Here is a 23,747-nt window from a genome sequence, read left to right on the forward strand (position 1 = left end):
GCATCCGTTCGGCGAACACCAACCCATCGTCATCAGCGTCGACTACTACGTGTTGCCCCGGTCGCAGTTCGTTGAAGAGGATCTTCTCGGCCAGGGCGTCCTCGATCTCGCGCTGAATGGTGCGTCGCAAGGGGCGCGCGCCCATGGCCGGGTCGAATCCCTTACGGGCCAGATAGGCGCGGGCGCCATCGGTGAGTTCCAGCCCGATGTCCTTGTTGCGCAGTTGCTTCTCGATCCGCGCCATCATCACGTCGACGATCCGCAGCACCTCCTCCTGGCCCAGCGGCGGAAACACGATCGTGTCGTCGATGCGGTTGAGGAACTCGGGCCGGAAATGCTGTTTCAGCGCCTCCCGCGCCTGCCGTCCGGGAGCCTCCGCGGCCGAGTTGAAACCGAGCGGGACACCGGAGAACGACCGTGTTCCCAAATTGGTCGTCATGATGATGACCGTGTTCTTGAAGTCGACGACCCGGCCCTGGCCGTCGGTCAGCCGGCCGTCCTCGAGAATCTGCAGCAGCGTGTTGAACACGTCCGGATGCGCCTTCTCGATCTCGTCGAACAGCACCACCGAGAACGGCTTGCGGCGCACCTTCTCGGTCAGCTGGCCGCCCTCGTCGAAGCCGACGTATCCGGGCGGGGCGCCGACCAGCCGGGAAACCGTCGAGTGGTCGTGGAATTCCGACATGTCCAGTTGCAGGAGCGCATCTTCCGAGCCGAACAGGAATTCGGCCAGCGCCCGCGCCAAAGACGTCTTTCCCACCCCGGACGGCCCGGCGAAGATGAACGATCCCGAGGGCCGCCGAGGATCTTTCAACCCGGCCCGCGTACGCCGTATCGCGCGCGACACCGCGGCCACCGCCTCGTCCTGGCCGACGATCTGGCGGTGCAGTTCGTCCTCCATGCCCAGCAGCCGGGTCGTCTCCTCCTCGGTCATCTTGTAGACCGGGATCCCGGTCCAGTTCGCCAGCACCTCGGCGATCTGTTCGTGGTCGACCTCGACCCGGTTCTCGGCCTTGGCCCGTTTCTCGTCGTCCCGGATCCGCGCCGCCCGTTCGAAATCCTGGGCGTCGATCGCCGCTTCCTTCTCGCGCCGTAACCGGGTCAGCGCGGCATTGTGCTCCGGCTCGTTCAGCTGCCGCATCCGGGCCCGGGCGCCCGATTCGTCGATGAGGTCGATCGCCTTGTCGGGCAGGAAGCGGTCGGCGACGTAACGGTCGGCCAGGGTCACCGCCGCGGTCAGGGCGGCATCGGTGTAGGTGACGCGGTGATGCGCCTCGTACCGGTCGCGCAGTCCTTTCAAAATCTCAATGGCTTGCGCGTACGTGGGTTCGCCGATCTCCACCGACTGGAAGCGCCGGGCCAGCGCCGCATCCTTCTCGAAGTACTTGCGGTATTCGGCCGTGGTCGTGGCGCCGATCGTCTGCAGTTCGCCCCGGGCCAACATCGGTTTGAGAATGCTGGCCGCGTCGATCGCGCCCTCGGCCGCGCCGGCCCCGACCAGCGTGTGAATCTCGTCGATGAACAGGATGATGTCGCCGCGGGTGCGGCACTCCTTGACGACCTTCTTGAGCCGTTCCTCGAAGTCGCCGCGGTAGCGTGAACCGGCCACCAGCAGGCTCATGTCGAGCGTGTAGACCTGTTTCGAGGCCAGCGATTCCGGCGCCCGGCCGCTCACGATCCGGTGGCAGAGGCCGTCGACGACCGACGTCTTACCGACTCCGGGTTCGCCGAGCAGGATCGGGTTGTTCTTCATGCGGCACGACAGGATCACCATGACGCGTTCGATCTCGCGTTCGCGGCCGATGACCGGGTCGAGTTTCCCGTCGCGGGCCCGCTGCGTCAGGTTCTCGCCGAACTGGTCGAGAAGCGTGGAGTGGACGGGCTCGGGGGCCTTTCCCGGCTCCGATTCCGGTTCGCCTCGCAGCATGGTGAGCACGATGTGCCGTACGGCGGAAGGGTCGGCTTGGAGAACGCGCATGGCGGTTCCTTCGCCCTCGCGCATCAACCCCAGAAGGATGTGTTCGGTGCCGATGTAGTTGTGGCCGAGCTGCAGCGCTTCCCGCAACGCCAGTTCGAGCACCTTCTTGGCGCGGGGTGTGAACGGGATGTGCCCGGCGGGCGAGGTTTCGGCCCTTTCCTCGAGTTGCGCGCGAACCCCGTCGAGCGTCACTCCGGCGCTGTGCAGGGCCTGACCGGCGATGCCGTCACCCTCACGGATGAGGCCGAGCAGAAGGTGTTCCGTGCCGATGTAGTTGTGGTTGAGCGTGCGGGCTTCTTCCTGAGCCAGCACAACGACCCGGCGGGCACGATCGGTGAACCGTTCGAACACGACACTCACGTCCTCGCGGTGAGGCCCCACGCACCCCACCCGGATAGACGCGTGCGTCGTCGCGATCGGGTGGATTGCGCTGAGTCCTGGCCTCTTGGCGTGAACGCGTGGCCCGCGTGGGTGGCCTCGCTACGCTCGTGCAGGCGCTGCTGCCCCCTCAACATACAACGGCCGTCCTACGATGGCGCGAAGGGAGGACAGCGATGACCGGAACACAACGACGCCACCCCGTCCCCGACCGCGCCCGCCGCCGCGCCATCCGCACGCTCGCCGCCCAGCTGGGAGTGGCCTATTCGGTCGCCGCGCGGCTGCTCGCCAATGAACATCGGGCCCTGGTGTTCGCCCAGCGCGAACAGCGCCCGTTCCACGCCCGGGTGCGCGACACCCACGAGGCGGTAGAGCTGCCTCTGGGCCGGGCCGCCCACATTTCCGCGCGTTTTCCCCGTTTGCTGACCACCGTCGGCGTCCTCTACGACGGCCCCCACCGGTCGACGATTCTGGCCATGCTCTATGCGACGCTGCTGCACGAATCCCCGTCGCTGCGCCCCGAGACCGAGGAATTGCAATGGGTGGCCGAACTGGGCGAGGAGGCCGCCGTCGACATCACGTGCGGGGCCCTCGACCGTGCGGCCCGGCTGCTGCTCGACGAAGACCCGTGGCGCCTGTGGACCCGCATCGAGTCGGCCCTGACCGCCGGTGAGTCCGGCGCCGACCGCCGCGTACGCGACGTAGCGATCACCCTGAACCGGGAACTACGGACGGTGAGCCTACGAGGTTCGCTGCCCGGCACGAGACAGACCCTGGACGCGTTACTGGTCGAGCCGTACCAGGGTCACGCCCCCGGCGCCCGCCTCGGCTCGGCCACGGTGGTCGGCGTGCGCTGGCCCCGGTCGGGCCCGCCCAGCGCCTACGAGACCCGCCGCGGCGGCGACGCCCCCACGCAGCTGGTGCCGACCGGCCGGGAACCGCTCGGAGTCTGACCTATTCGGCCACGATCGCCTGATAGTCCAGGTGGCGGGCGTCGGATCCCAGGTCCGGGTGCGGCTCGCCGGAGGCGTAGGCCAGGGCGCGGGCGGTCAGCTCCGCGGAGAGGCCCGTACGTCCGGCGAGCCACGTGACCCAGCTCGGGAGCAGGGCGAGCACCCGCCGCCCGTACTCGGCACCGAACTCGAGCTCGGCAATGAGCGCGAAGCATGCCACCCGATGGGGTGAGCAGCAGTGGTCGAGGGCGGGGACCGCGCAGCCCCAGGATTCCGCCAGCGCGTCGGCCAGCTCGTCGAGGTCCTCCGGCACCGGCCCGCTCGCGGACTCGCGATACCACTGCGCGAAGACCGACGGCTCGATGCTTTCGGGGCGGCGACCGGAGGCCGGGGACGCGTCGAGCAGTTCCTCGGCGAGCAGGCGGCAGCGGTAGTACTCGGCGAGCTGGTCGGCCGTCTCGCCACCCAGCACCGGCAGGGAATCCGCCCGGGGCAGGATCTCCTCCAGCAGCGAGGCGTCGTCGACTTCGGACCATCGGGCGTCGCCCGCGGCCAGTTCGCCGACGTCGGCCCGCCAGGCGGCCAGCGCTTCCTCCGGCGAGTCGAAATAGCCGCTGCGTACGGTGATGGGACTCAGAGTGCAGGCGTCGATGTCCCACAGATAGGACCGAGGCGGGTTGCCCGGCGCCGCGAACGGGGCGGTCACCGCGAACCGGCTGCCATAGACATCCCGCGCCCACTGCACCTCACCGGCCAGGGCGGTCGCCTCCGGCTGGGCCGGCGGTTCGGCCCCACCGGGAAGCTCGCGCAGCTGCGGAAGCAGTTCGTCGACCTCGGCCAGCTGCACGCCGGGCAGAATGTCGAGCGCCGCATCCAGCGCACGCCAGGCCGCCGCCGGATCCGCACCGTCCGCAAGAACCTGCTCAACCCCGGCGCGGGCCGCCCGCACAAGCGCCACGGCGAAGTCGTCCGGACCCACGTACTGCGGGTACTCGCGCTGACCCCACTCGTGCAGCAGCGGCCCGAGCCGGGCGCACAACTCGTCCTCCAGCTCGGGGCCCTGGTGGTCGGCCGCATACATCGTCAGCCCCGCGACCAGCTCGGCCGCCGAGGGACCGGCCAGCGCGGCCCGGCGGACCCGGCTCCGCTGCGCCTCCGCGAGGGCGTCACGCTCGGCTCTGGCTTCGCGCGCTTTCTTCGCGAGGAGCTGGTGCTGGTTGGCGGTCTTCTTCGACTTGCGCTTCCGTGACACAGGCACCCGGCGAGCCTAGGCCACCCCATCACCACCGAAACGCGACGTCACACCTTAGGGGCCACCGCTTGGCTCACAGCGAACAGGGCAACTTCTACCGCCACCGCCGCAAAGAGAACCGTGAACCACCCCTGCCACGGCCGGACCGTCGCCAGAACAGCGATCAGCGTCGCCGCGGTCAGGGCAGCAAGGTCTGGATGTGGGTCAGGAACGGCTCGGTCAAAGGCAGCGTCACCGTGCCCTGGTGGTCTGTTCTCTCCAGGGTCCACTCGTTGTGGAGGCGGCGGACCGTCACCTCGGTGTTGGGGGCTGTGCCGTGCCAGACCGCGTCGCCTCGGGCTGCTCCGTAACGGGAGCGGGACAGCGCGCCGACCTTGGTCAGGGCTGCGCATGCGGGGCAGCGGCCGTCCTCGGTGGCCACGCAGCGGCGGCATACCAGGCCGGCGCACAAGCGGCACGGAGTGACGCCGTCGGTGCAGGCGCCGCATGTGGAGGTCAGGCACGTGGCGCACGGGCGTACGGCGGCTACCAGGTGGTGGCTTCGGCACGCCTGCGGCTCGGCCAACGGTATGCCGGTCACGGCGTCGGGGACCCGGCCCTGCGTCTGGCCCGCGGGTACCTCGTACGCCACCTGCATCTGGGAGCCGTCGGGCAAGGACCAGACCTCCTCGACGTCCAAGCCGATCGCCAGGCAGGAAGGAGTGATGGGCGGGAGCCGGCGGGACAGGTGGTCGATCAGGGCGGCGGGCAGGTCGGCCTGGGATGTCGGGGCGGCGGGAACCCCGGTGGGAGCGACCGTCGAGCGCGCGAGGTCGGGTGCGACCTCGTCGGGCTGGGGCGGCACCACGACGCCGCGGTACCACAAACTGCGGCCGAGAAGAGTGGCGCCGGCGAGGGTGAGGCCGGTGAGCTGGTCGGCGCGGGTGAGCGCGGTGACCCGTACGGTGGTGTGCGGCCCGACCACGGTGGCGCCGACCAGGCCGCGGTCCAACTCGGCCGGGTCGTCGGTGATGGTGTGCCAGACGGGTTGGTGCTGTCCGGGGGCGAGGACGCCGAGCAGGGCGTGACCACCGACCCGTACGAGGGCCGCCTCCCAGTCCTCGAGCTGGGCGTGGGCGACAACCGACGGCTGCGGGCTCCAACCGGCCTCGGCCCAGGCCACCGGCTCACCGGAAGGCTGCCACTCGGCGACTGTCTCGGACACGGCGGGGCCGGTGGCTTTGCGGCGTACGAGGCCCCGGCCGTCCACCGCGAGCAGGTCGTCAGTGCGCATCCGGCAGGCCACCACCCGCGCGGTCGACGGGGAGGGCGTCACCTCGACGGCGTCCAAGACCGCTCTTGACGGCACGCGCGTCGGGGCGCCCACCAGCGCGGTCAGCTCGTCGCGCAATGACGGGTCGGGGGAAGCGCCGTCGGTCACCGGTGGCGGGTCGAACGTGCCGGCCCGCCGGGTGTCGCCGGCCATGACCGCCCAGTGCAGCTCTGTTCCGGACTCGCGGTCGAGCGCCAGCCAGTCGCGGGGCGCCGGTGGGCAGTGCTGCTCGGGCAGGGCGTGCACGTCCACATCACCCGTGCCGGCCGCGCGGGCAGCCGCGATCCGCAACGGGAGCAGGTCGTCTTCGGTTGCGGTCTTCCACCGTACGATCTCGGGGCCGTTCAGCACGACGAGCTCGCGCCGGTGGGTTCCGGTCAGCCGGACGATCCGGCCGCCCTTGTCCTCGGCCGCGACCACAGTGAGCCCGTTCGCGGCCAGTTCCGGGGGCAGGCCGTCGGCCGTGGCGGGGGCCAGAGCCTGGCAGGTGCGGCAGATCGAGTCGTCGCGGCAGGAGCGGCACATGTCGCGCTCGCACATCCGGCAGGTCTCGACCGCCAGCTCGCGCGAGCAGGCCCGGCAGGAAGTGTCGCCGCACCGGGCGCACCGGGTCTCGGCGACCTCGGCGCCTTCCAGACAGGTTCCGCAGGCGGGGCGGCGACAGGCCGTACAGCGGAAGAGCTTGGCCACGTCGCCGCAGCAGGGGCCGTAGATGTTGCCGCAGCCGGGGCAACCGGTGGCCCGGCGCACGTCGAACAGGTGCCCGAGGCTGTCCACCGACACGTCGCGGTGGGCCTGGGAACCGTCGGCGAGCAGCACCGGCAGCGGCCCGCCGGGGTCACCCAGCGGCGCCCCCGGGAAGACCAGGTAGGTCCGGGACGCGGTGGCGTGCGGCGACGTCCAGACCTCCTCGACCTCGAGGCTTTCCCCGATCACGAACGGTTCGAGTTTGCGGTCGAGGGCGGTCAGCGCCGAGCGCAGCGGCTCGTCGTCGAGGACCACGGAGACATCCGCGAGCCGTTCCGGCAGCGGCTCGTCGGAGAGCAGAGACACCATCGGCTCACCCGAGGCGTCGGCCAGCAACGCGGGCGGCCGGGCGGTGCTGCGGCGGGTGACCTCGGTGCCGGGCGCGGGCGTGCTGAAGTCCAGCCCGTTGTCGCTCGCGTGCCACGGATTCCGCACGACGACGAGGCCGTTGTCCCTCACCAGGTGGGCGAGCTGGTCCTCGGCCCGCAGGGTGGCGCCGGGCAGACCGGGGACAAACACGGTTTCCGTACGGGAATGAGCCGTCAGCCGGCACACGAAGGAGCGGTGCAGCCCGTCGACCTCGACCGCGACCGGCCCGGCCTGCGCGACCGCGATCGCCCGTCCGCCCGGCACCGGCGTGTGACGGCTCGGCACCAACGCGCCGGTCGACTCGTCGGCGAGCATCGGATCGTCGTCGCCCTCGTGCCAGAGCTCCCGGTAGTGGAAGCGGCCCGATTCGACGTCGACCCGCCGGACGACGGCGAACGGAACGGCGGCGACGGCCGGCGGGATCGGGGCCGTTTCGCGGTGGCGGAGTTCGGCGATCAGCTCGGCCAGCGACTCCTCGCCGTCGACCGGTTCGCCGGCCAGTCCGGGCAGCAACGCGGCCGCGGCCGGATCGACCGTTCCGTCCGTGGCGGGTCGCGTCGACCACCACGCCGACTGCTCGACGTCGGCCCACAACGCGTCCCCGGTCAGCGCGGCCACGCCGGGCACGGCAGCGGTCAGCACCAGACCGGCCGACGGCGTCAGACCGAGGGCGGCGGCCACGGCCCTCCGGCGTACGTGGGAAGGATCTTGAACCTGCTCGTCGGGAACGAGCGTGCGGCGGTCGCCGGCGGTCGTCACGTGGACGGCGTGCCGGGCGCCGACCAGCAGGATGGCACCGTCGCCGAGACGCCAGGCCAGCTCGGCGTCGGTGTCCAGCTCGGGCTCGCGCTCCGGCCCGCAGGCGTCGCACCATTCACCGGCGCAGACGGCGCAGGTGTGAGCGGCGGACGCGTCGACCACATGCGCATCGTCGCACAACATCATCTTCGTGACGACGTCTCCGGTCGTACGCGGCCGTTCGCGAGCACCCGACGCCTGGTCAAGCGGCCTTTCTGCTCTTCTTCGGCTTCGTGGCCTTCGCCGGCTTCGCGGTCTTCTTCGGCTTGCTCGTCGCCCGGCTCTTGGAGGCCGCCTCCACGCTCTTGCGCAGGATCTCGAACAGGTCCGAAGCCGCGGTCGGGTCGGGCGCCGGCTCGGCCGCCTTCACCTTCTTGCCCTTCGACTTGGCCTTGATGAGTTTCTTGACCCGGTCGGTGTAGGTGTCGCGGTAGTCGGCCGGCTTCCACGGCCCCGACATCGAGTCGATCAGCTGCTGGGCCATGTGCATCTCGGCCGGCTTGGCTTTGTTGCGCTGCGGCAGCGAGTCGATCTGCTCGGCCGGGTCACGCACCTCGTCGGCGAAGTACATGGTCTGCAGCACCAGCAGCTTGCCGTCGGCGCGGATGGCCGTGAGGTATTCCTTGCCCCGCATGACCAGCGTGCCGATCGCCGCCCGCCCGCTGTCGGCCATCGCGTCGCGCAACAGCCCGTACACCTTGGCCGTCTCATCACTGCCCGGGCCCAGCCAGTACGTCTTCTGGTAGTAGAGCGGGTCGATCTCGGCCAGCTCGACGAACCGGTGGATGTCGAGGCTCCGGGAGCGGCCGGGCGCCACCGAGTCGAGTTCCTCCTGGTCGAGCATCACGCCGTCGGCGCCCTTGACGATGTCGTCGAAGTCGACTTCTTTGCCCGTACGCTCGTTCACCCGCCGATACCGGATGCGGTCCTCGGTGCCCTTCTCGAACTGGTGGAAGCTCACCTCGTGGTCGTGCGTGGCCGAGTACATCGCCACGGGAACCGACACCAGGCCGAAAGTGATCGCACCGGTCCAGAGAGGTCGCGCCATGACGCGGAGTTACCCTCGGCGCCCGCCGGAAAACGTAATGGTCTGAGAACTAGCTGATCAACGCTGGGAACCGGCACGAAGGCCCGCGCAACGGGCGTATTTTCGCAAATGTGACCCCCAGCGCCGACCCGTCCGCCCGGCCCGCCGGGCTACGCCGGTCGGTGGTGGTGCTCGTGCTGGTCGCCGTAGTGGGGCTGGCCGGCACCGGCATGGCGGCCCTGGCCCTGCACAACGCCGAACGGGACCGGCTGGCCCGATCCCTCGGCCAGCGCAGCACGATCATCTCGCAGGCGATCTCGGCCGAGGTCAGCCGCTACTCGGCCTCGCTGCTCGACCTGGCCGCGGCCGTCGGGGCGCAGTCGGAGCTGGAGGCGGCCGAGTTCACCGCGATCACGGCGGCGGTCGACCGGCGGCGGTTCCCGGGCGGCACCGGCCTCTCGTTCGTCGTCCCCGCCGCCGACGGCGACGTGGCCACCCTGCAGGAACGCTGGCGCAAACTCGGGGCCACCGGCCTGACGCTGCGCCCGAACGGCGCCTCGGCCCATCGTTTCGCCGTGCTCAGCAAGTCGATGGACGACATGGGCTCGTCCATCGGGACCGACATGTCGACCTCGGCCCAGGCGGTCGAGGCCATGGACATCGCCGAGCAGGGGCACCGGGTCGCCGTCAGCCGCACGTACCGGCTGCTCAAAGACTCCGACCTGCCGCTCGAACGCCGCCAGCTGTCGTTCGTCTTCGTCGCCCCGGTCTATGCGACCTCGCCCGGCGCCGCCGACAACGGGCGGTTCCGGGGCTGGCTGATGCTCGGCGTGCGGGGCGGCGACTTCCTGAGCGAGGTGGTGGCCGGTTCGGCCGGCGACCGGGTGGCGGTCACGCTGCTCGACGACGCGTCCGGCGACCCGCTGCCGATGGCCACCTGGGCGCCCGGCGTGCCGCTGGACACCAGCATCGGCGCCCGCGACGAGCCGCTCCCCGTCGCCCAGCGCTCCTGGACCCTGCGCGTCGAAGCCACCAAGCGGCTGCTCACCGGCACCGACCAGGGCCTCGACAAGGTGGCCGGGGCGGTCGGACTCGTGCTCACGGCCCTGCTGGTCGCGCTCACCGGCACCATCGTGACGTCGCGCAACCGGGCCCTGCGCCGGGTCGACGAGGCCACGGCCGCCCTGCGCACCGACATCGCCCGCCGCGAGGAGGTCGAACACCGGCTGCGGCAGCGGGAGACCGAACTGGTCGGGTTCGCCGGTGTTGTCGCGCACGACCTGCGCAGCCCGCTCGCCCGGATCATGGGCTACGCCGACTTCCTGCAGGAGGAGGCGTTCGACCGGCTCGACCCCATGCAACGCGACTTCCTGGCCCGGCTGCGCAAGGGCGCCGACCACATGCGGGTGCTCATCGACGACCTGCTCGACTACGCCACCGCCGAGAACCGGCCCATGGCCAACGTGCCGGTCGACCTGCACCGCCTGGCCGAGGAGATCGCCCGCGAACGCGCCGCCGACCGCCCGGCCGAGGTGGTGGTGGGCGACCTGCCCACGGTCTACGGCGACCCGACCCTGCTGCGGCAGGTGCTCGACAACCTGATCGGCAACGCGATCAAATACACGCCCGCCGAACGCGAACCCCACGTCCGGATCGGTTGCCACCCGATAGCCGAGGGCCGCTGGCGCTGCGAGGTGAGCGACAACGGCATCGGCATCCCCGAGAACGACCGGTCCGCGGTGTTCGACGCTTTCCGTCGCGTCGGCGGCAGCGAGAACTTCCCCGGAACCGGCCTCGGGCTCGCCATCGTGCACCGCATCGTCGAGCGTCACCACGGCCGGGTCGGCGTCGACTCCAACCCCGAGGGGGGAAGCGTCTTCTGGTTCACCGTGCCCGAGGATTCGCGCATCCCGGTGTCCCACGCCCCGCCCGCCCAGAAGCAGATGTCATAGCCGGGCCAGGTTCAAGGATCAGATCAAGAGCTGGCGTTCGTTGCGGATTCCTGGATATCCCGCGCCCGTTCGAGATTCCAGAGCCGCATTCGTAGCGGGTTGATGGACAGCCGCCGGCCACGCTCGAAATCCCGGAAACCCAAGGTCAAGAGCCGGCGTTCGCTGCGGGTTCGTGAATAGCCGCCGGCCACGCTCGAATCCCAGAACCCAAGGTCAAGAGCCGGATGTCCCAGCCGGGCGGTGGGTGACGGACCGTCGCTCCCGCGGGGACCGCGGCGGGCTTCGCTGGCCGCTGCGCGTCCAGAACGCGAACCCCACCACGGCGACGTGAGTAAGTGGTGGCGCCCAACCCCAGGACCGTCATGGCCGTGATCAGGCATGGTGAGTCCGCCGTGATGGCACCGGCGTGCGCCGCGGCCGCGTGGTTCAGGCACGCGTCCGTGCACGTACCAGCCCGACGATCCTGGACCGTGATCGAACGGCTCCCCGGGCTAGGCTGCCGAGAGTTCGTGGCTGCCGCCGCCCCGCCGGCCGTCGTCGTGATCGCGACCGTGGCCGTGGCCGTGGCTGTGGCTGTGGCCGTGGCTGTCGTCGTGATCGCGGCCGGGGCTGTGGCCGTCGTCGTGATCGCGGTCGGGGCTGTGGCCGTCGTCGTGATCGCGGTCGGGGCCATTGTCGTGATCGCGGTCGTCGTCGAAGCCGTCGTCCGGGTCGTGGTCATGGCCGTCGTCGTGGCCGTGGCCCTGGTTGCCGTGGCCCTCGTGGCCGTGGCACACGTGATCGCGGTCGTCGTGGCCGTGGCACACGTGATCGCGGTCGTCGTGGCCGTGGTCATGATCGTGATCAAAACAGGGCCCGCCCTACCGGGGGACCCCCGCCCAGCCCCATTTTAGTGAGGTGGGCCGATCTTCGGGGTGGTGAGAGCGGGCTCCTGTGGACAAGTGCGCGGCTGTGGATAGCGCCCCGCGAGCGGTCGGATTGTGCTACGGCGAGCTGGACGGTCGGCACGAGGCTGCGGCCGATGAATCGGCTTGACGTGCAGGTCGTCGGCGTCGCAGTTAGTTGTGCTGAGGGAACCCGGTCAGCTCACGACGTAGCTGACCGGGTCCCGTAGTCAGCTCAAGGTGCAGGTGATGGGGGCCGGCGTGGTGGCCGGGCCGCTGCCGATGAAGCCGAACGTGGTGCTTGCGCCGGCGGCCAGGGCGCCGTTGTGGTCGGCGTTGCGGACCGTTACGGCCGGGGTTGTGAGCACGCCGTTCCACAGCGACGCGACCGTGGTGCCGCTGGGGTACGTCCAGGAAACGGTCCAGCGCGTGCCGGCGGAGGTGCCGGTGTTGCGTACGGTGACCTCGCCCTGGAAACCGCCGGTCCATGAACTGGTCGTCTTGTAGACGGCCTCACAGCCCTGGCTGGTGCCGCCGCCTCCGCCCGCGGTCGTCGTCACCGAACGGGCGGCCGACGCGGCGGAGACGTTGCCGGCCGCATCACGGGCTCGGACAGTGAACGAGTAGGCCGTGGACGGGGTCAGGCCGGTCACCGCGTACGTCGTTCCGGACACGGTGGCGATGACTGCGCTTCCGCGGAGGACGTCGTACGAGGTCACGCCCACGTTGTCGGTCGAGGCGGCCCAGGTCAGGGTCACCCCCGTACCGGAAATGTCGCTCGCCGCGGGCTGGCCGGGCGTGGTCGGCGCGGTGGTGTCGCCCGTTCCCCCGCCGCTGCTGTAACGCTGGCCGAGGCTGATGCCGGTCGTGCTGCCGGTGCCACCCAGCGGCACCTGGTGGTCGAGGCTGACGAACTTGCCGCCGTACTGCCACAGGGCCGGCTTGAGCAGCGCGTACTTCTGCTCGTCCCACGTCTTCCAGTCGTCGAGCAGCAGGCCGCCGGTGTCGCCCGAGTTCGGGTTGAGCACCCAGAACGTCTGGTGCAGCTTGTGCTCGACGATGAGGTCACGCAGCGCGGTCATCCACTTGTCCTGGCGCGCGTCCTGTCCGAGCCGGCCGCCCCACTCGCCGATCAGCAGCGGCGCGGTGCCGTTCTCGTGCAGGTAGAGCCAGTTCGGGCGCCACACGTCATTGGTCAGCGTGGTCTTGTCGAACGGCTTGTCGAACCACGGCTGGTTGTAGACCAGCGGCCCGTAGTCGTGCGGGGAGTAGACGAGCTGGTCCTGGTTCGTGCCCAGGTTGATCGGGTAGTCCTTGACGCCGCGCAGGTTGCCGCCCCACCAGTTGTAGTAGTAGTTCGGCGACAGGTCGGGGTTGGTGTTCGGGGAGCTCCAGGTCTTGCCCTCGCGCGGGTAGACCTCCTGACCCTCGACCAGGATCAGCACCTCGGGGTTGATCGCGAGGATGCGCTTGGCCGCGGTCTCGGCCGTGTACTTCCAGTTGTCGACGTCGGTCGAGTTGTCCCACTTGGCGCGGGTGGTGTCGTTGGGCGTGCCGTGGGGCTCGTTCTTGAGGTCGAACGCGACCACCGTGTCGTTGTTCTTCCAGCGCGTCGCCGCCCACTCCCAGGCCTGGTAGTACAGCTCCGGCGTGATCGAGCCCTTGTACCAGACCGGGTGGACGTGCCCCGAGTTGTCGGCCTCGGCCGAGTGCACGTCGAGAAGGACCTTGATTCCGTACGTCTCGCAGAGGCCCAGCCAAAACTCGAAGATCTGCAGACTGTTCTTACCCTCGAGTTCCGGGTTGGCGTAGGTGTTGACGTTGGGCGCGGTGGCCTGGCCGTTCTTCCACTCGAGCAGCAGCTGCGTCGAGATCGGCACCCGCACGATGTTGATGCCGCGGTCGGCCATCGACTTGGTGACCTGGGTGATGTTGGCCGACCAGAGCCCGTGGAAGACGCGTTCGGACGCGTTGAACCCGAACCAGTTGACGCCGGTGAGCCAGACCGGGTTGCCCGCGGCGTCAACGATCTGATTGCCCTGGACGTGCAGCCAGTCCGAGCCCGGGGCGGCTGCTGCCTGCTGCTGCACGATGGCGGCCTTCTCGGTGGTGCTCGCGGCCGACGCGGCTACGCCGGGCATGGCCAGCGTAAGGCCGATTGCGACGGCTACGGCCTTGGTTGCTCTCTTCAGAAACACATGTACTCCCGGATCGAGGACGGGGATCGGGGTGACGGGTGGGAGCGCTCCCATCGACAGTATTTAATGTGTTCGACAAACGGAACAACCTTTTCGAAACTCCTTGCCCGACCACCCGACCACCCGACCGCCCCACCGCCCGACGCGCGACTGCCCGGCAGGGCCCGCCCGAGCACGCCCGACCGCCCGACAGCGCCCGCCCGAGCACGCCCGACCGCCCGACAGCGCTCGCCCGACCACGCCCGACCGCCCGACGGCGCCTGCACGACCGCGCCCGCCTGACCGCGCCCGACCGCCCGACAGCGCCCGCCCTGACTGTCAGCGCCCGTCTGACTGTCAGGGCACGTCACCGCCAACGGCTCATCGACTCACGGCCGGGCGGACAACACGCCCGTACGGGCTCGGAGGCGCGACCACCCCGTCGCGATCAGGGCCAGCGCCGCGCAGTAGGTGCTCATGACCAGGATGTCGTGAGCGGGCGCCCGCGTCCCGGCCGCGCCGACGCCGATCAGCAGGTCGGAGACGAGGAAGAACGCGCCCCCGACGGCCACCGTCCGGGAGACTCCGGCCGCGGTGGCCGCCATCACGGTCAGGGCGAGGCTGTAAAAAAGCACCGGGATACGCAGGGCACCCAACTGGCCCCAGAGCAGGGCGTTCACCCCCAGCCAGAGCAACCCGTAAACGGCGAACGCCGCCCCGGCCACCGGCCGCCGCGCGAAGGCGACGATCAGGCTGATCTGCGTACCCAGGAAGAAGACCATGCCGATCAGGAACGCGGGCCGGCCGGGGACCAGCAGCGCGATGTCGCCGGCCGTGGCGAAGACCAGCGCTACGACCACGGCCCGGGAAGCCGCGCCGCGCTGGACGAGATACGCGATCAGCAGCGGCGCCAGCAGGGGCTTGGCGATCCACTGGAGGGCCGCCCAGTCCGCCGCGACCGCGATCAGCTCCACGACGGCGACGACGCCGAACCAGAGCAGGGGCGCCGGGGTCATGCGGCGGGCCTCCAGCCGGGGCGGCCGAAGACGTAGCCGGCCCGGGCGCGCCACGTGGGGGCGGAGCGGAAGTCGGCCCAGATCGCCGCGTACTCGTGGGTGGCGACTTTCAGCGGGTTGAACGTGGTGATGTTGCTGGTCAGGCCATAGCGCACCTTTTCGCCCTCGGGCTCGAAGCTGCGGAACAGGCGGTCCCAGATGATCAGGATGCCGCCGTAGTTGCGATCGAGGTACGGATCGTTGGACCCGTGGTGCACGCGGTGGTGCGACGGCGTGTTGAAGAACCACTCCACCGGCCGCGGAAGCTTGTTGATGCGCTCGGTGTGCAGGAAGAACTGGTACGCCAGGCTGATCGACTGCTGCAGGAAGATCATCCACGGCGGCATGCCGAGCAGCGCCAGGCCCAGCCAGAACGGCAGCGCGGTCATCGGGGTCCAGCTCTGCCGCAGCGCGGTCGACAAATTGAAGAACTGGCTCGAGTGGTGCACGACGTGCCCGGCCCAGAGCACGCGCACCTCGTGGTGGAGCCGGTGGAACCAGTAGTAGGCGAAGTCGTCGGCGAAGAACAGCAGCACCCACACCCACCAGTCGCCCGGGTCGAGCCGGAACGGGCTGATCACGTAGAGCCCGGCGAACGCGACGGCGGTGAACAGCTTCCACGGCACGCCGATGATCTGACTACCCAGGCCCATGGAGAGGCTGGTGGCGGTGTCGCGGGCCTCGTAGCCGCGCTCCTCGTCGTCCGGCAGGAACCGGAACGACAGCACCTCCATCACGATGAGCAGCAGAAACGCGGGAACCGCATAGAGGACGGCGGGAATCATCGGCGGTGGACTCCGATCTTTCGGGTACGCCGGAAGCACCGGCACACAGCGGATGCGGCAAGACCCGGCCGCGTCAGCCGGGCCCGGCAGCTCCAGCCCAAGCGGGTCAGAGCCGAGCCGCCAGTGGACGACGGGGCCGAAGCTGATGTCGGGGGCGGGCCGAAGGTGATGTCGGGGGCGAGCCGAACGAGCGTCGGGCGTCGTAACGAAAGCGGGGTCGAAGACGCGTCGAGGCCGCGCCGAAGGTGCGGTAGGGAGCCGGGCCGGAGGTGCGGTAGGGAGCCGGGCCGGAGGTGCGGTAGAGAGCCGGGCCGAAGGTGCGGTGGGAGGCGGGCCGAAGGTGGCGTGGGAGGCGCGCCGGAGGTGGATCGGCGGCGGGTCAGGAGTGCGTTGACTCGGATTCGCGACCGGCGGGGACGGCCAGCAGGGACCGGGCGGCGGACTCGGCGCCGGGAGCGTCGCCCGCGGTGATGAGCTCGGAGAGACGGCGGTGGGCGGTGACATCGAGCAGTTCGGCCGTGCGGCGGGGGGCCGGAACCGAGCCGATGGCGAGCGTCCCCGCGGTAAGGCTGTTGAAGGCCAGCAGATACGCGATGTTGCCGGACCCCTCGACGATGCGGCGCCACAGTGCACGGTCGGCCGCGCCCATCTGTTCCAGGTCGGGAACGGCTTGCGCGTACGCCTCGACGGCCGCGGCGATGGCGGCCCGCGCGGACGGATCGGACCGTTCCGCGCACAACCGTGCGGCGTCGGCACCGATGCACGCCCGCATCTCGAGCACGTCGCGTCCCAGGGTCGCGACCGGCAGCACGTCTTCGGCGCCGGCGAGCACCATCGCCAGGTCGAGCCCCGCGGTCGAGCGCCAGTCGAGCACCCGGGTCGCGCCACCCTGACTGACTTTGACCAGGCCGAGTTGCTGCAGGCGGCGCAGGGCCTCCCGTACGGCGTGACGGTTGACCCCGAACAGCGTGGCGAGCTCGCGTTCGCTCGGCAGTGGCTCGTCGGCCGCATACCGCCCGCTGACCACGGCGTCGCGCAGCCGGCCGAACACCTGGTCGGAGACGGAGTGCCGCGGGATCGGATCGAACGTCATGCCCCGCAGTGTGCCCGCCCTCACATCAACCCGTCAACTGGTTGGACCAGTAGATGTTCGGCGGAGCGCGAGGGTGGAACGCGAACCAGCAATCGACAAGCTTCGTTTCGCGTCGTATCGTGCAGGACCAGTGGGAGCGCTCCCACCCACCCGACTCCCGAAACCTAGGGGTGCTCATGCGCCGCACCGCACACGTCCTGCTCGCCGCCGGCCTGCTGGGGGCCGTCGCCTCCTGCGGCACCGCCACCAATTCGGGCAACCCGGCGGTAGGCACTCCGGGCGCGGCCGCGGCGCCCGCCTCCACGGCCCCGGCCGCGATCCGGACGACCTGCGAGGCGCTGGGTCAGGCGTACGGGAAGAACATGGCCCCCTTCGCCGAGGCACTGACCCGGTTCGTGACGGACCGCAAGACCATCGCCACCGCCCAGCAGTCGCTGGCCGCCTTCGCCACGGCCGTGCAGGACGCGACCGCCGCCAGCACCGACGCCCAGCTGAAGGCCGACGGCAAGCAGGCCGCGGACCGCATGCACGCCAAGTCGACCGACGCCCAGTTCTTCGGCGCCATCAAGACCACGAAGGACGTCGACAAGACACTCGGCCCGACCCTGACCGAATGGCTCTCCCCCGTCCAGCGCCACTGCACCTGATCCACGCGGCGAAACCCGCAGGGCCACCACCACCACCGCAAGCCGGGCCCGGCACAAAGCAGCAACCGGACCCGGCTCAAAGCAGCCGTCCGCGGACCAGGAACTTCGACGTGATCGGCGGATCGACCTCGGCCAACGCGGGCGGCAATGGATATGGCCGCCACCAGTCCGGCCGGGCCGTCGGGTCCTCGATGTAGCGGCGGTCGGCCAGCCGGTCGAGAACGCCGGCCAGCTCGAGCAGATACCAGTCCGCACCCCCCGTACGGGCTTTGCGCACGACTTCGGTGATGTCCGCGTTGTACTGGTCGGTCGACCCGCTGGTCGACCTGGGCCGGTTCCTCGCGGAAGTCTTCGGGGCGCCAGACCGTGAAGTCCTTCTTGCCGGCCAGGGTGTCGTAGCCCCGCTCGCTCCACACCACCCTCAGCTTGGTGACCGCGGGCAGCACGTTGTTCGAGCCCGCACCGAGCTCGGCGGCAAGGTCGAAGACGGTCCGGCTCCGTCCGGCGGACGGCTCGGTCGGGTAAAGGCACAGGGTCGCCGATGGTGACCAGCCGATGAGGAGGATCGCCGTTTCCCGTGACCGGCACGTCGACGCCGAGACTGGGGTCGGATTCGGGAACGCGCGGGGCCGGGGTGATGGTCGTGATCGCCATGGCAGCCTTCGGAAAGAGCCGGCAAATACCATTCCATCGTCATTCCGGTAAAGGCCCCGGGCATCGGTTTATCCGCGCTTGCCGCGCCCTCGGAATACGTCGCAAGGCATACGCGGATCGGCCGGGATGATCGTTTTTCTACGTCCCAGATCCGACACCGCGGACCGGAGAAAAGGCTGACGCGCACCGCCCGCGGCCGCACCAGAATCGAGTCGGACGCGGACAGAGAATCGAGGTTCTCATGATTGACGGACGGTACGACGGCGCGAACGGCCGGTTCCTCGTGGAGCTGCGGATCGACCAGACCGGCGACGACGGCCGCGGCGTGATCAGCGGCGACGTCGCCCTGTCGAGGGCGGCCGGGCCGGCCTATCTGGCGTCCTTCCGCACCAGCACCGCCCTCGCGGCGACGCCGGGCGGGCCGTGGGCAGTGGTGTGCGACGCGCAGAACGGCGACGTGACCCGGGGAACGGTGCAGGTCAGGCCGGACGGCGCCGACGCGGTCGCCGTCGAGTTCAAGCTCGACGGGCCGCTGAACGGTCTGCCGTTCGGCACAGTGGTGAAGGCCGCCCTGAAACGCCAGGGCGAGGCGTACCGGCAGCTGGGCGTCGAGACGGAGATCGAGGAAGGTGTCGCGCTGCCCAAGCCGGTCGACGGCAGCGGCATTCCCGTCACCTTCAAGAAGTGGATGGCGTACGCCGGCGTCGAGGTCGTCCCGGCCGGCGACAAATCACTGATCCCCGCGCACAACGGCGGCTGGGACTGGAACGAGGCCAACGTTCTCGGCGTGATCAGCGGCATCGACCAGTTCAACCTGGCGATGAGCCGCTACACCGAGCTGGATCTCGATGTGCCGGCGTGGCAGGTGCACATGCTGATGCTCTCGGAACCCACCCGGCCGGAGTTGTACGGTGTCATGTTCGATCTGCGGGGAGACAACCCCCGGCAGGGTTGCGCGATCTTCGTCGACGAGATCCGGCGGAGCTTCGCGAACAACCAGCCCGAGCGTCAGATCCTCTGGACGATGGTCCACGAGGTCGGGCACGCCCTCAATCTGACCCACCGATTCGAACCGGCCATCGGTCGCAACGCATCGACCTCCTTCATGAACTACCCCTGGGAATACCTCGGCGGCAAGGAGGAGGAGCAGTACTGGCTGGATTCGAAGCAGCAATTCGACCCGGACGAACTTGCCTTCCTGCGGCACGGCAACCGTTCCTCGGTGATTCCCGGGGGCGCGGAGTTCCACTCGTTCGACTACTGGAGCCTGGCGCCCGGCGGCAAACCCGCTTTCACGCCCACTCTTCCCGATTCCAAGCTGCAGTTGAAGCTCGTACCGAAGTCGGGCGACCCGTTCTTCGCCTTCGGCCAGCAGGTGCAGCTGAAGATCGCCCTGCTCAACCGGAGCGGCCAGACGATAGTGCTGCCCGCGGGCGCCCTCGACATCAAGGCCGGCTATCTGGGCATCTCGGTGCGGCGGACAACGAGAAACGCGCCGCCGCCGCAGTCCTTCGTCCCCATGGTGCAGCGGTGCCTGAACCAGTCGGCGGGTCAGACGACGCTCGAGACGAACCGGATGGTGGAGAGCAACGTCTCCCTCTGGTTCGGCGCCGGCGGCTTCCCCATGGCCGAACCAGGCGGCTACGAGTTGACCCCGGTGCTGTCCCTGTCCTCCCCGGACCCCAGCCCGGACGAGAGCCCGCTCGTGGTGGTGGGCGCGCCGCTGAAGGTCTGGATCGAATACCCGAAGACCCGCGACGACGAGCGGCACGGGGTCCAGTTGCTGGAACCGGACGTCGGCGCGTTCCAGGCGCTCGGCGGCGGGAACGCGTGCGGCAGCGCGGCCGACACCGTACAGGCCATCCAGGAGGAGCGGGTGTCGCGGTTCGGCATGAGCGATCCGCTGGCGGCGTCCCTCACCCGGACGCTCGGAATCCATTACTCACGGGCCTACCTGACGTACGGGGGAAAGCGCTTCGCCCCGGGGCGGGCCGACAACGCCCGCGCCGGCCGGCTGCTGAGCCGTCTCACCGGCGACCCGGTGGCCATGCTCAACTTCGACGAGGTCACGGCCCGGGAGACCCGGGAACTGGCCGAGCGGGTGCTTCACCAGTGAGGCAGCGCGCCGACCAGGCCCGTGCGATAGGCGGTCACGACCGCGCGGGTCCGGTCGCGGCACTCCAGCTTCATCAGGATGTGCCCGATGTGCGTGCGGACGGTGCCCTCGCTGAGGAACAGGTGCTCGGCGATCTCCTCGTTGCCGAGGCCGTTGGCCAGCAGCACCAGCACCTCCCGCTCACGCGGGGTCAGCCGGCGGATCAGCACCGACGAGGTGGCGCGGTCGGGCGCGCGGCCCGCCATCTCGCCCAGCATGTCGGTGACGAACACGTCGTCGAGCCAGACCCCGGCCAGCGCGACCGCGCGGACGGCGGCCTGCAGCACCTCGGGGGGCCGCGACTTGAGCAGGAATCCGGCCGCGCCCGCGCGCAGGGCGGCCCAGACGCGCGGCGCCGAGTAGTCGGCGGTGGTGGCGAGGACCCGCACGGACCGGGCCGCGTCGGCGATCACATCCGGTTCGTCGCCGGACGGGAGGCCCAGCACCAGCACGTCCGGCTCCAGCACGGAGGCGGCGGTGACGGCGTCGAACCCCGTACGGGCCTCGGCCACCACGTCGATGCCGGTGTCCGCCGAGAGCAGGGCGGCCAGGCCGGCGCGGATCAGCGGCTCGTCGTCCGCGACCACGACCCGGATGGTCGTCGGCGCGGCGAGGCCGAGCGGGGTTTCGTGACCAAGCATGGGAGCAATCGTCTTTTCTGCGAGGGTGCGCGGGCGTCAGGGTGCCCACCCTGAGATTTGCGCTCGGAGGTGGTCGCGGCCGGGTACGGCCAGTTTGCGGTAGACCGCGGCGAGGTGCGTCTCGACCGTCTTGATGGTCACGTAGAGGCTTTCGGCGATCTCCCGGTTGGTGTGTCCGTCGGCCGCGAGCCGGGCCACCGCGGCCTGGCTGCCGGTCAGCGACGCCCATCCGGTGACCCGGGTGCGCCGGGGGCGACCGCCGGCGGCCCGGATGTCGGCCGTCACGCGGCGCGACAGGCGGTTCATCCCGAGCCGTTCGGCCAGATCGAGGGCCGAGGCCAGTTCGGTGCGGGCCTCGCGCAGCCGACCGGCCCGGCGCAACGCGGCGCCGTAGCTGGCCTGGACCCGGGCCCGGATCGGCAACCGCGGGGTGCCCGCGCACTCCCCCATCGCCCGTTCGAGCAGTTCGACCGCCTCGCGGGCCGGGGCGAACGAGGCCCGCCGCCGCAGGGCGAGGGCGAGCCGGAAGGAGGGGCCGTGCCGCAGTCGTACGGCGAGTTCGTGCTCCGCCTCGCGCAACGCGAGATCGCGGTGGCCGAGCATCTGGTGGGCGTGGCTGGCCAGCAGGTGAACCTCGTCCTCGATCTCGCGCTCGGTGACGGCCCCGCCGTCGCCCTCGGGCGGGTCGAGAAGCAGCAGAGCCTGTTCCGGGCGTCCGGCCACCAGCTCGCCCAGCGCGGTCGCGAAGACCGTCTCGGCCGGCCCCGACTTGAGGTGGCGGGCCGCCCCGGCGTAGTCGCCGCGTTCCAGCGCGATGCAGCCCCGGGCGTAGTTGGCCACGCTCTGATAGAGGGTCAGCCCGTGCCGGTCGGCGAACGTCTCGGCCTCGGCGAGCGCCACCAGGGCCTCCTCGAACCGCCCGCACCGCAGCCAGTTCAGCACGCTGCGATGCGACCACTCGGCCTGCAGCCCGGGCGACACGCGGCGCAGCCGGGCCACGTCGGGACGCAGCCGTTCGAGCACCTCGTCGGCGTCGGCCATGGCCTCGGCCGAGGCGAGGAACGCCGCCGATTCGAGCGCCGCGGTCACCTCCCAGCCGGTGAGCGGGCGGCCCTCGGGCAGGTCCTGGACCACGCGCCGCAGATGCCCCAGGAACTCCTCGGGCGGGCACTCTCCGGTCGCCCGGTGGTGGATGGCGACGCAGAGAAGCAGGTAGCGCTGCTCTCCGGTCTGGATGTCGATGCTGCTCAGGTCGATCCGGGTCAGTCGCTCGGGCGCCTGATCGGCACGACCGGCGGCCACGTCCAGCAGCAGTTCGGCGCGGAGGCGGACCTCGGCCGGGCTGATTCCGTAAGGCTCCGCCTCGAAGGCCCGGCGGCGCAACCGGTCCACGCCGGTCTGGTCGTCGAGCTCGTACAGCAGATCGAAGAGCTCGGCCATGGCCGTGATCGAGAGGTCGCGCGGCCCGGTCTCCATCACCTCGACCAGGTGTTCCTGGGCCCGGGCGGGCGCGCCGGTCGCCCGGTCGGCCTGGGCCAGCGCGAGCAGCACGGACGGCCGGGCCGAGGGCGCCGGCGGTTCGGCCAGGGCCCGGGTCAGCAACCGCTGCGCGGTCTCCGGCGAGCCGGAATCGAGGCTGCGCCGGGCCTCCTCGGTGAGCAGACCGGCCACGCGGGCCGAACCCTCGGGCGGCGCCCGCAGCAGGTGACGGGCGACCTTCGCGGTGGAGGCCGCCGCGTCGAGCAGGACCCGCGCAGCCCGGGCGTGCAGCCGTCCGAGCTGTCCGGGTGGGACGGTGCGTTCGACCGCCGCCCGCACGAGCGGGTGTGGGAAGACCACCGGGTCGGCCCGGCCCAGGATGGAAGCCGCCTCGAGCGCGGCCGCCGCCCGTCCGGCCGGATCGCCGCCGGTCTCGGCCAGCGCGGCGACCACCCGCAGCGGGGAGTCGTCGCCGAGCACGGCGGCGGCCTGGGCCAGCGCGGTGGCGAGCGGGCCGAGCTGGTCGAGGCGCCACCGCACGGTGGCCGCCAGCGCGTGGGGACCGCTCGCCGCCAGTTCGGCCGCCGCGGCCGCGGTCGGGGACAGGCCCGCCGCCACCAGCGGGCGCACCAGCTCACGCAGATAGAAGACGTTGCCACCGCTCGCCTGGGCGCAGGCCAGCGTGAAGTGCGGGTGGGGATCCTCGCCGAACGCGGCGCACAGCACGGCGGCGACGCCGGCCTCGGTCAGCGGGCCCGGCCGCACCACGCTCGCGCCGGGCAGCGTGGCGAGCCGGGCCAGCATCGCCTCGACGGCCGGGTCGGCCGCCATCGGCCGCGAGGTGGCCACGATGCCCAGCGGGGCGCCGCGCAGGTCTTCCAGCGCGTCGACCAGGATCCGGAGCGAGTCGACGTCGGCCCAGTGCACGTCGTCGACCGCGAGCAGCAGCGGGCCGGCATCGGCGATCGCGGCGAGGAGCCACTGGCAGCCGTAGTCCACTCCGGAGCCCGCGGTCGCGCCCGGCGTGAACAGGGGTGCCGCGAAGGCCGCGGCGCCGGTGAGAGCCTGCGGCCCGCCGAGCCGATCCACTTCGGGGCCGAACAGCCGGCGCAGCAGCTCGTGGGGCGCGGTGGCGGCCAGATGGGGCATGCGGGCCCCGAGAACGCGGAAGCCTTCCGCCTCGGCGTGGTCGCGGGCTTCGCGCAAGAGGGCGGTCTTGCCGACGCCGGCCGCGCCCTCGAGCACGACCACGCGGGCCTGGCCGTCGCGGACGTCGTGCAGGCACGCGCGCAGGGCGGCGAGCTCCCGCACGCGTTCGACCATCGTGGCGGGTTGCGTCACGACTGCGGTGACGACCCGCGGCCGTCCAGCCATGCCGCGATGCTAGGCGGACCCGCCGCGTCGCCGCATC

The 23,747-nt window shown here is 70.8% G+C and carries 15 protein-coding genes and 1 pseudogene; 5 read left to right on the forward strand and 11 right to left on the reverse strand.

Annotated features, from left to right (window positions below):
- Positions 1-25: 25 nt before the first annotated feature.
- A pseudogene (locus JIG36_RS36745) lies at positions 26-2,329 on the reverse strand (ATP-dependent Clp protease ATP-binding subunit); the annotation flags it as partial.
- Positions 2,330-2,532: 203 nt separating this feature from the next.
- Here JIG36_RS36745 and JIG36_RS36750 point away from each other — a divergent pair.
- Positions 2,533-3,309: a hypothetical protein gene (locus JIG36_RS36750; protein WP_203381041.1), complete on the forward strand. Its 777-nt coding sequence runs from the start codon at positions 2,533-2,535 to the stop codon at positions 3,307-3,309.
- Between the two features lies 1 nt (position 3,310).
- On the opposite strand, the gene JIG36_RS36755 is transcribed toward JIG36_RS36750, so the two are convergent.
- The 3 genes from JIG36_RS36755 to ku form a co-directional block, all read right to left on the reverse strand.
- Complete coding sequence (locus tag JIG36_RS36755) at positions 3,311-4,567, reverse strand: hypothetical protein (RefSeq protein WP_203381042.1); 1,257 nt, start codon at positions 4,565-4,567, stop codon at positions 3,311-3,313.
- Positions 4,568-4,739: 172 nt separating this feature from the next.
- A complete protein-coding gene (locus JIG36_RS36760; RefSeq protein WP_203381043.1) occupies positions 4,740-7,910 on the reverse strand; it encodes a variable surface family protein in 3,171 nt (1,056 codons plus the stop codon).
- Between the two features lie 79 nt (positions 7,911-7,989).
- On the reverse strand, positions 7,990-8,835 hold the full coding sequence (gene ku / locus JIG36_RS36765) for a non-homologous end joining protein Ku (RefSeq protein WP_203381044.1): 846 nt from the start codon (positions 8,833-8,835) through the stop codon (positions 7,990-7,992).
- A gap of 110 nt (positions 8,836-8,945) precedes the next feature.
- Here ku and JIG36_RS36770 point away from each other — a divergent pair, with 110 nt between their 5' ends.
- Together JIG36_RS36770 and JIG36_RS36775 are read left to right on the forward strand one after the other, a co-directional pair.
- On the forward strand, positions 8,946-10,766 hold the full coding sequence (locus JIG36_RS36770; protein WP_203381045.1) for a sensor histidine kinase: 1,821 nt from the start codon (positions 8,946-8,948) through the stop codon (positions 10,764-10,766).
- A 509-nt stretch (positions 10,767-11,275) separates the two neighbouring features.
- The gene (locus JIG36_RS36775) at positions 11,276-11,659 is read left to right on the forward strand and encodes a hypothetical protein (RefSeq protein ID WP_203381046.1); all 384 of its coding nucleotides are present in this window, start codon (positions 11,276-11,278) and stop codon (positions 11,657-11,659) included.
- Positions 11,660-11,880: 221 nt separating this feature from the next.
- On the opposite strand, the gene JIG36_RS36780 is transcribed toward JIG36_RS36775, so the two are convergent.
- The 4 genes from JIG36_RS36780 to JIG36_RS36795 form a co-directional block, all read right to left on the reverse strand.
- Positions 11,881-13,791 carry a cellulase family glycosylhydrolase gene (locus tag JIG36_RS36780; protein ID WP_203381047.1) on the reverse strand — a complete coding sequence of 637 codons (1,911 nt, stop codon included), beginning with the start codon at positions 13,789-13,791 and terminating at the stop codon, positions 11,881-11,883.
- 425 nt (positions 13,792-14,216) lie between these two features.
- Positions 14,217-14,843 (reverse strand): lysoplasmalogenase, encoded by a 627-nt coding sequence (locus tag JIG36_RS36785; protein WP_203381048.1) that lies wholly within the window; start codon positions 14,841-14,843, stop codon positions 14,217-14,219.
- The gene (locus JIG36_RS36790; protein WP_203381049.1) at positions 14,840-15,667 is read right to left on the reverse strand and encodes a sterol desaturase family protein; all 828 of its coding nucleotides are present in this window, start codon (positions 15,665-15,667) and stop codon (positions 14,840-14,842) included. Before JIG36_RS36790 ends, JIG36_RS36785 begins: the two co-directional genes overlap by 4 nt.
- A gap of 379 nt (positions 15,668-16,046) precedes the next feature.
- A complete protein-coding gene (locus tag JIG36_RS36795) occupies positions 16,047-16,760 on the reverse strand; it encodes a FadR/GntR family transcriptional regulator (RefSeq protein WP_203381050.1) in 714 nt (237 codons plus the stop codon).
- 176 nt (positions 16,761-16,936) lie between these two features.
- Here JIG36_RS36795 and JIG36_RS36800 point away from each other — a divergent pair, with 176 nt between their 5' ends.
- On the forward strand, positions 16,937-17,407 hold the full coding sequence (locus tag JIG36_RS36800) for a hypothetical protein (protein WP_203381051.1): 471 nt from the start codon (positions 16,937-16,939) through the stop codon (positions 17,405-17,407).
- 76 nt (positions 17,408-17,483) lie between these two features.
- Here JIG36_RS36800 and JIG36_RS36805 read toward each other — a convergent pair whose 3' ends face one another.
- A complete protein-coding gene (locus JIG36_RS36805; RefSeq protein WP_203381052.1) occupies positions 17,484-17,684 on the reverse strand; it encodes a hypothetical protein in 201 nt (66 codons plus the stop codon).
- A 618-nt stretch (positions 17,685-18,302) separates the two neighbouring features.
- Here JIG36_RS36805 and JIG36_RS36810 point away from each other — a divergent pair.
- The gene (locus tag JIG36_RS36810) at positions 18,303-20,177 is read left to right on the forward strand and encodes a hypothetical protein (protein WP_203381053.1); all 1,875 of its coding nucleotides are present in this window, start codon (positions 18,303-18,305) and stop codon (positions 20,175-20,177) included.
- On the opposite strand, the gene JIG36_RS36815 is transcribed toward JIG36_RS36810, so the two are convergent.
- Positions 20,168-20,857, reverse strand: coding sequence for a LuxR C-terminal-related transcriptional regulator (locus JIG36_RS36815; RefSeq protein ID WP_203381054.1), 690 nt, complete (start codon positions 20,855-20,857; stop codon positions 20,168-20,170). The two genes, JIG36_RS36810 and JIG36_RS36815, sit on opposite strands and share 10 nt — an antisense overlap.
- A 36-nt stretch (positions 20,858-20,893) precedes the next feature.
- A complete protein-coding gene (locus JIG36_RS36820; RefSeq protein ID WP_203381055.1) occupies positions 20,894-23,710 on the reverse strand; it encodes an ATP-binding protein in 2,817 nt (938 codons plus the stop codon).
- Between the last annotated feature and the right edge of the window lie 37 nt (positions 23,711-23,747).

It is taken from the genome of Paractinoplanes ovalisporus (assembly GCF_016834655.1).
GTDB lineage: Bacteria > Actinomycetota > Actinomycetes > Mycobacteriales > Micromonosporaceae > Actinoplanes > Actinoplanes ovalisporus.

Bases quoted from the DNA above. Each gene is read 5' to 3' on its own strand.
- JIG36_RS36810 (WP_203381053.1), top strand. From the start codon at position 18,303: ATGATTGACGGACGGTACGACGGCGCGAACGGCCGGTTCCTCGTGGAG.
- JIG36_RS36785 (WP_203381048.1), bottom strand. From the start codon at position 14,843: ATGACCCCGGCGCCCCTGCTCTGGTTCGGCGTCGTCGCCGTCGTGGAG.
- JIG36_RS36800 (WP_203381051.1), top strand. From the start codon at position 16,937: ATGCGCCGCACCGCACACGTCCTGCTCGCCGCCGGCCTGCTGGGGGCC.
- JIG36_RS36815 (WP_203381054.1), bottom strand. From the start codon at position 20,857: ATGCTTGGTCACGAAACCCCGCTCGGCCTCGCCGCGCCGACGACCATC.
- JIG36_RS36750 (WP_203381041.1), top strand. From the start codon at position 2,533: ATGACCGGAACACAACGACGCCACCCCGTCCCCGACCGCGCCCGCCGC.
- JIG36_RS36780 (WP_203381047.1), bottom strand. From the start codon at position 13,791: ATGCCCGGCGTAGCCGCGTCGGCCGCGAGCACCACCGAGAAGGCCGCC.
- JIG36_RS36795 (WP_203381050.1), bottom strand. From the start codon at position 16,760: ATGACGTTCGATCCGATCCCGCGGCACTCCGTCTCCGACCAGGTGTTC.
- ku (WP_203381044.1), bottom strand. From the start codon at position 8,835: ATGGCGCGACCTCTCTGGACCGGTGCGATCACTTTCGGCCTGGTGTCG.
- JIG36_RS36790 (WP_203381049.1), bottom strand. From the start codon at position 15,667: ATGATTCCCGCCGTCCTCTATGCGGTTCCCGCGTTTCTGCTGCTCATC.
- JIG36_RS36820 (WP_203381055.1), bottom strand. From the start codon at position 23,710: ATGGCTGGACGGCCGCGGGTCGTCACCGCAGTCGTGACGCAACCCGCC.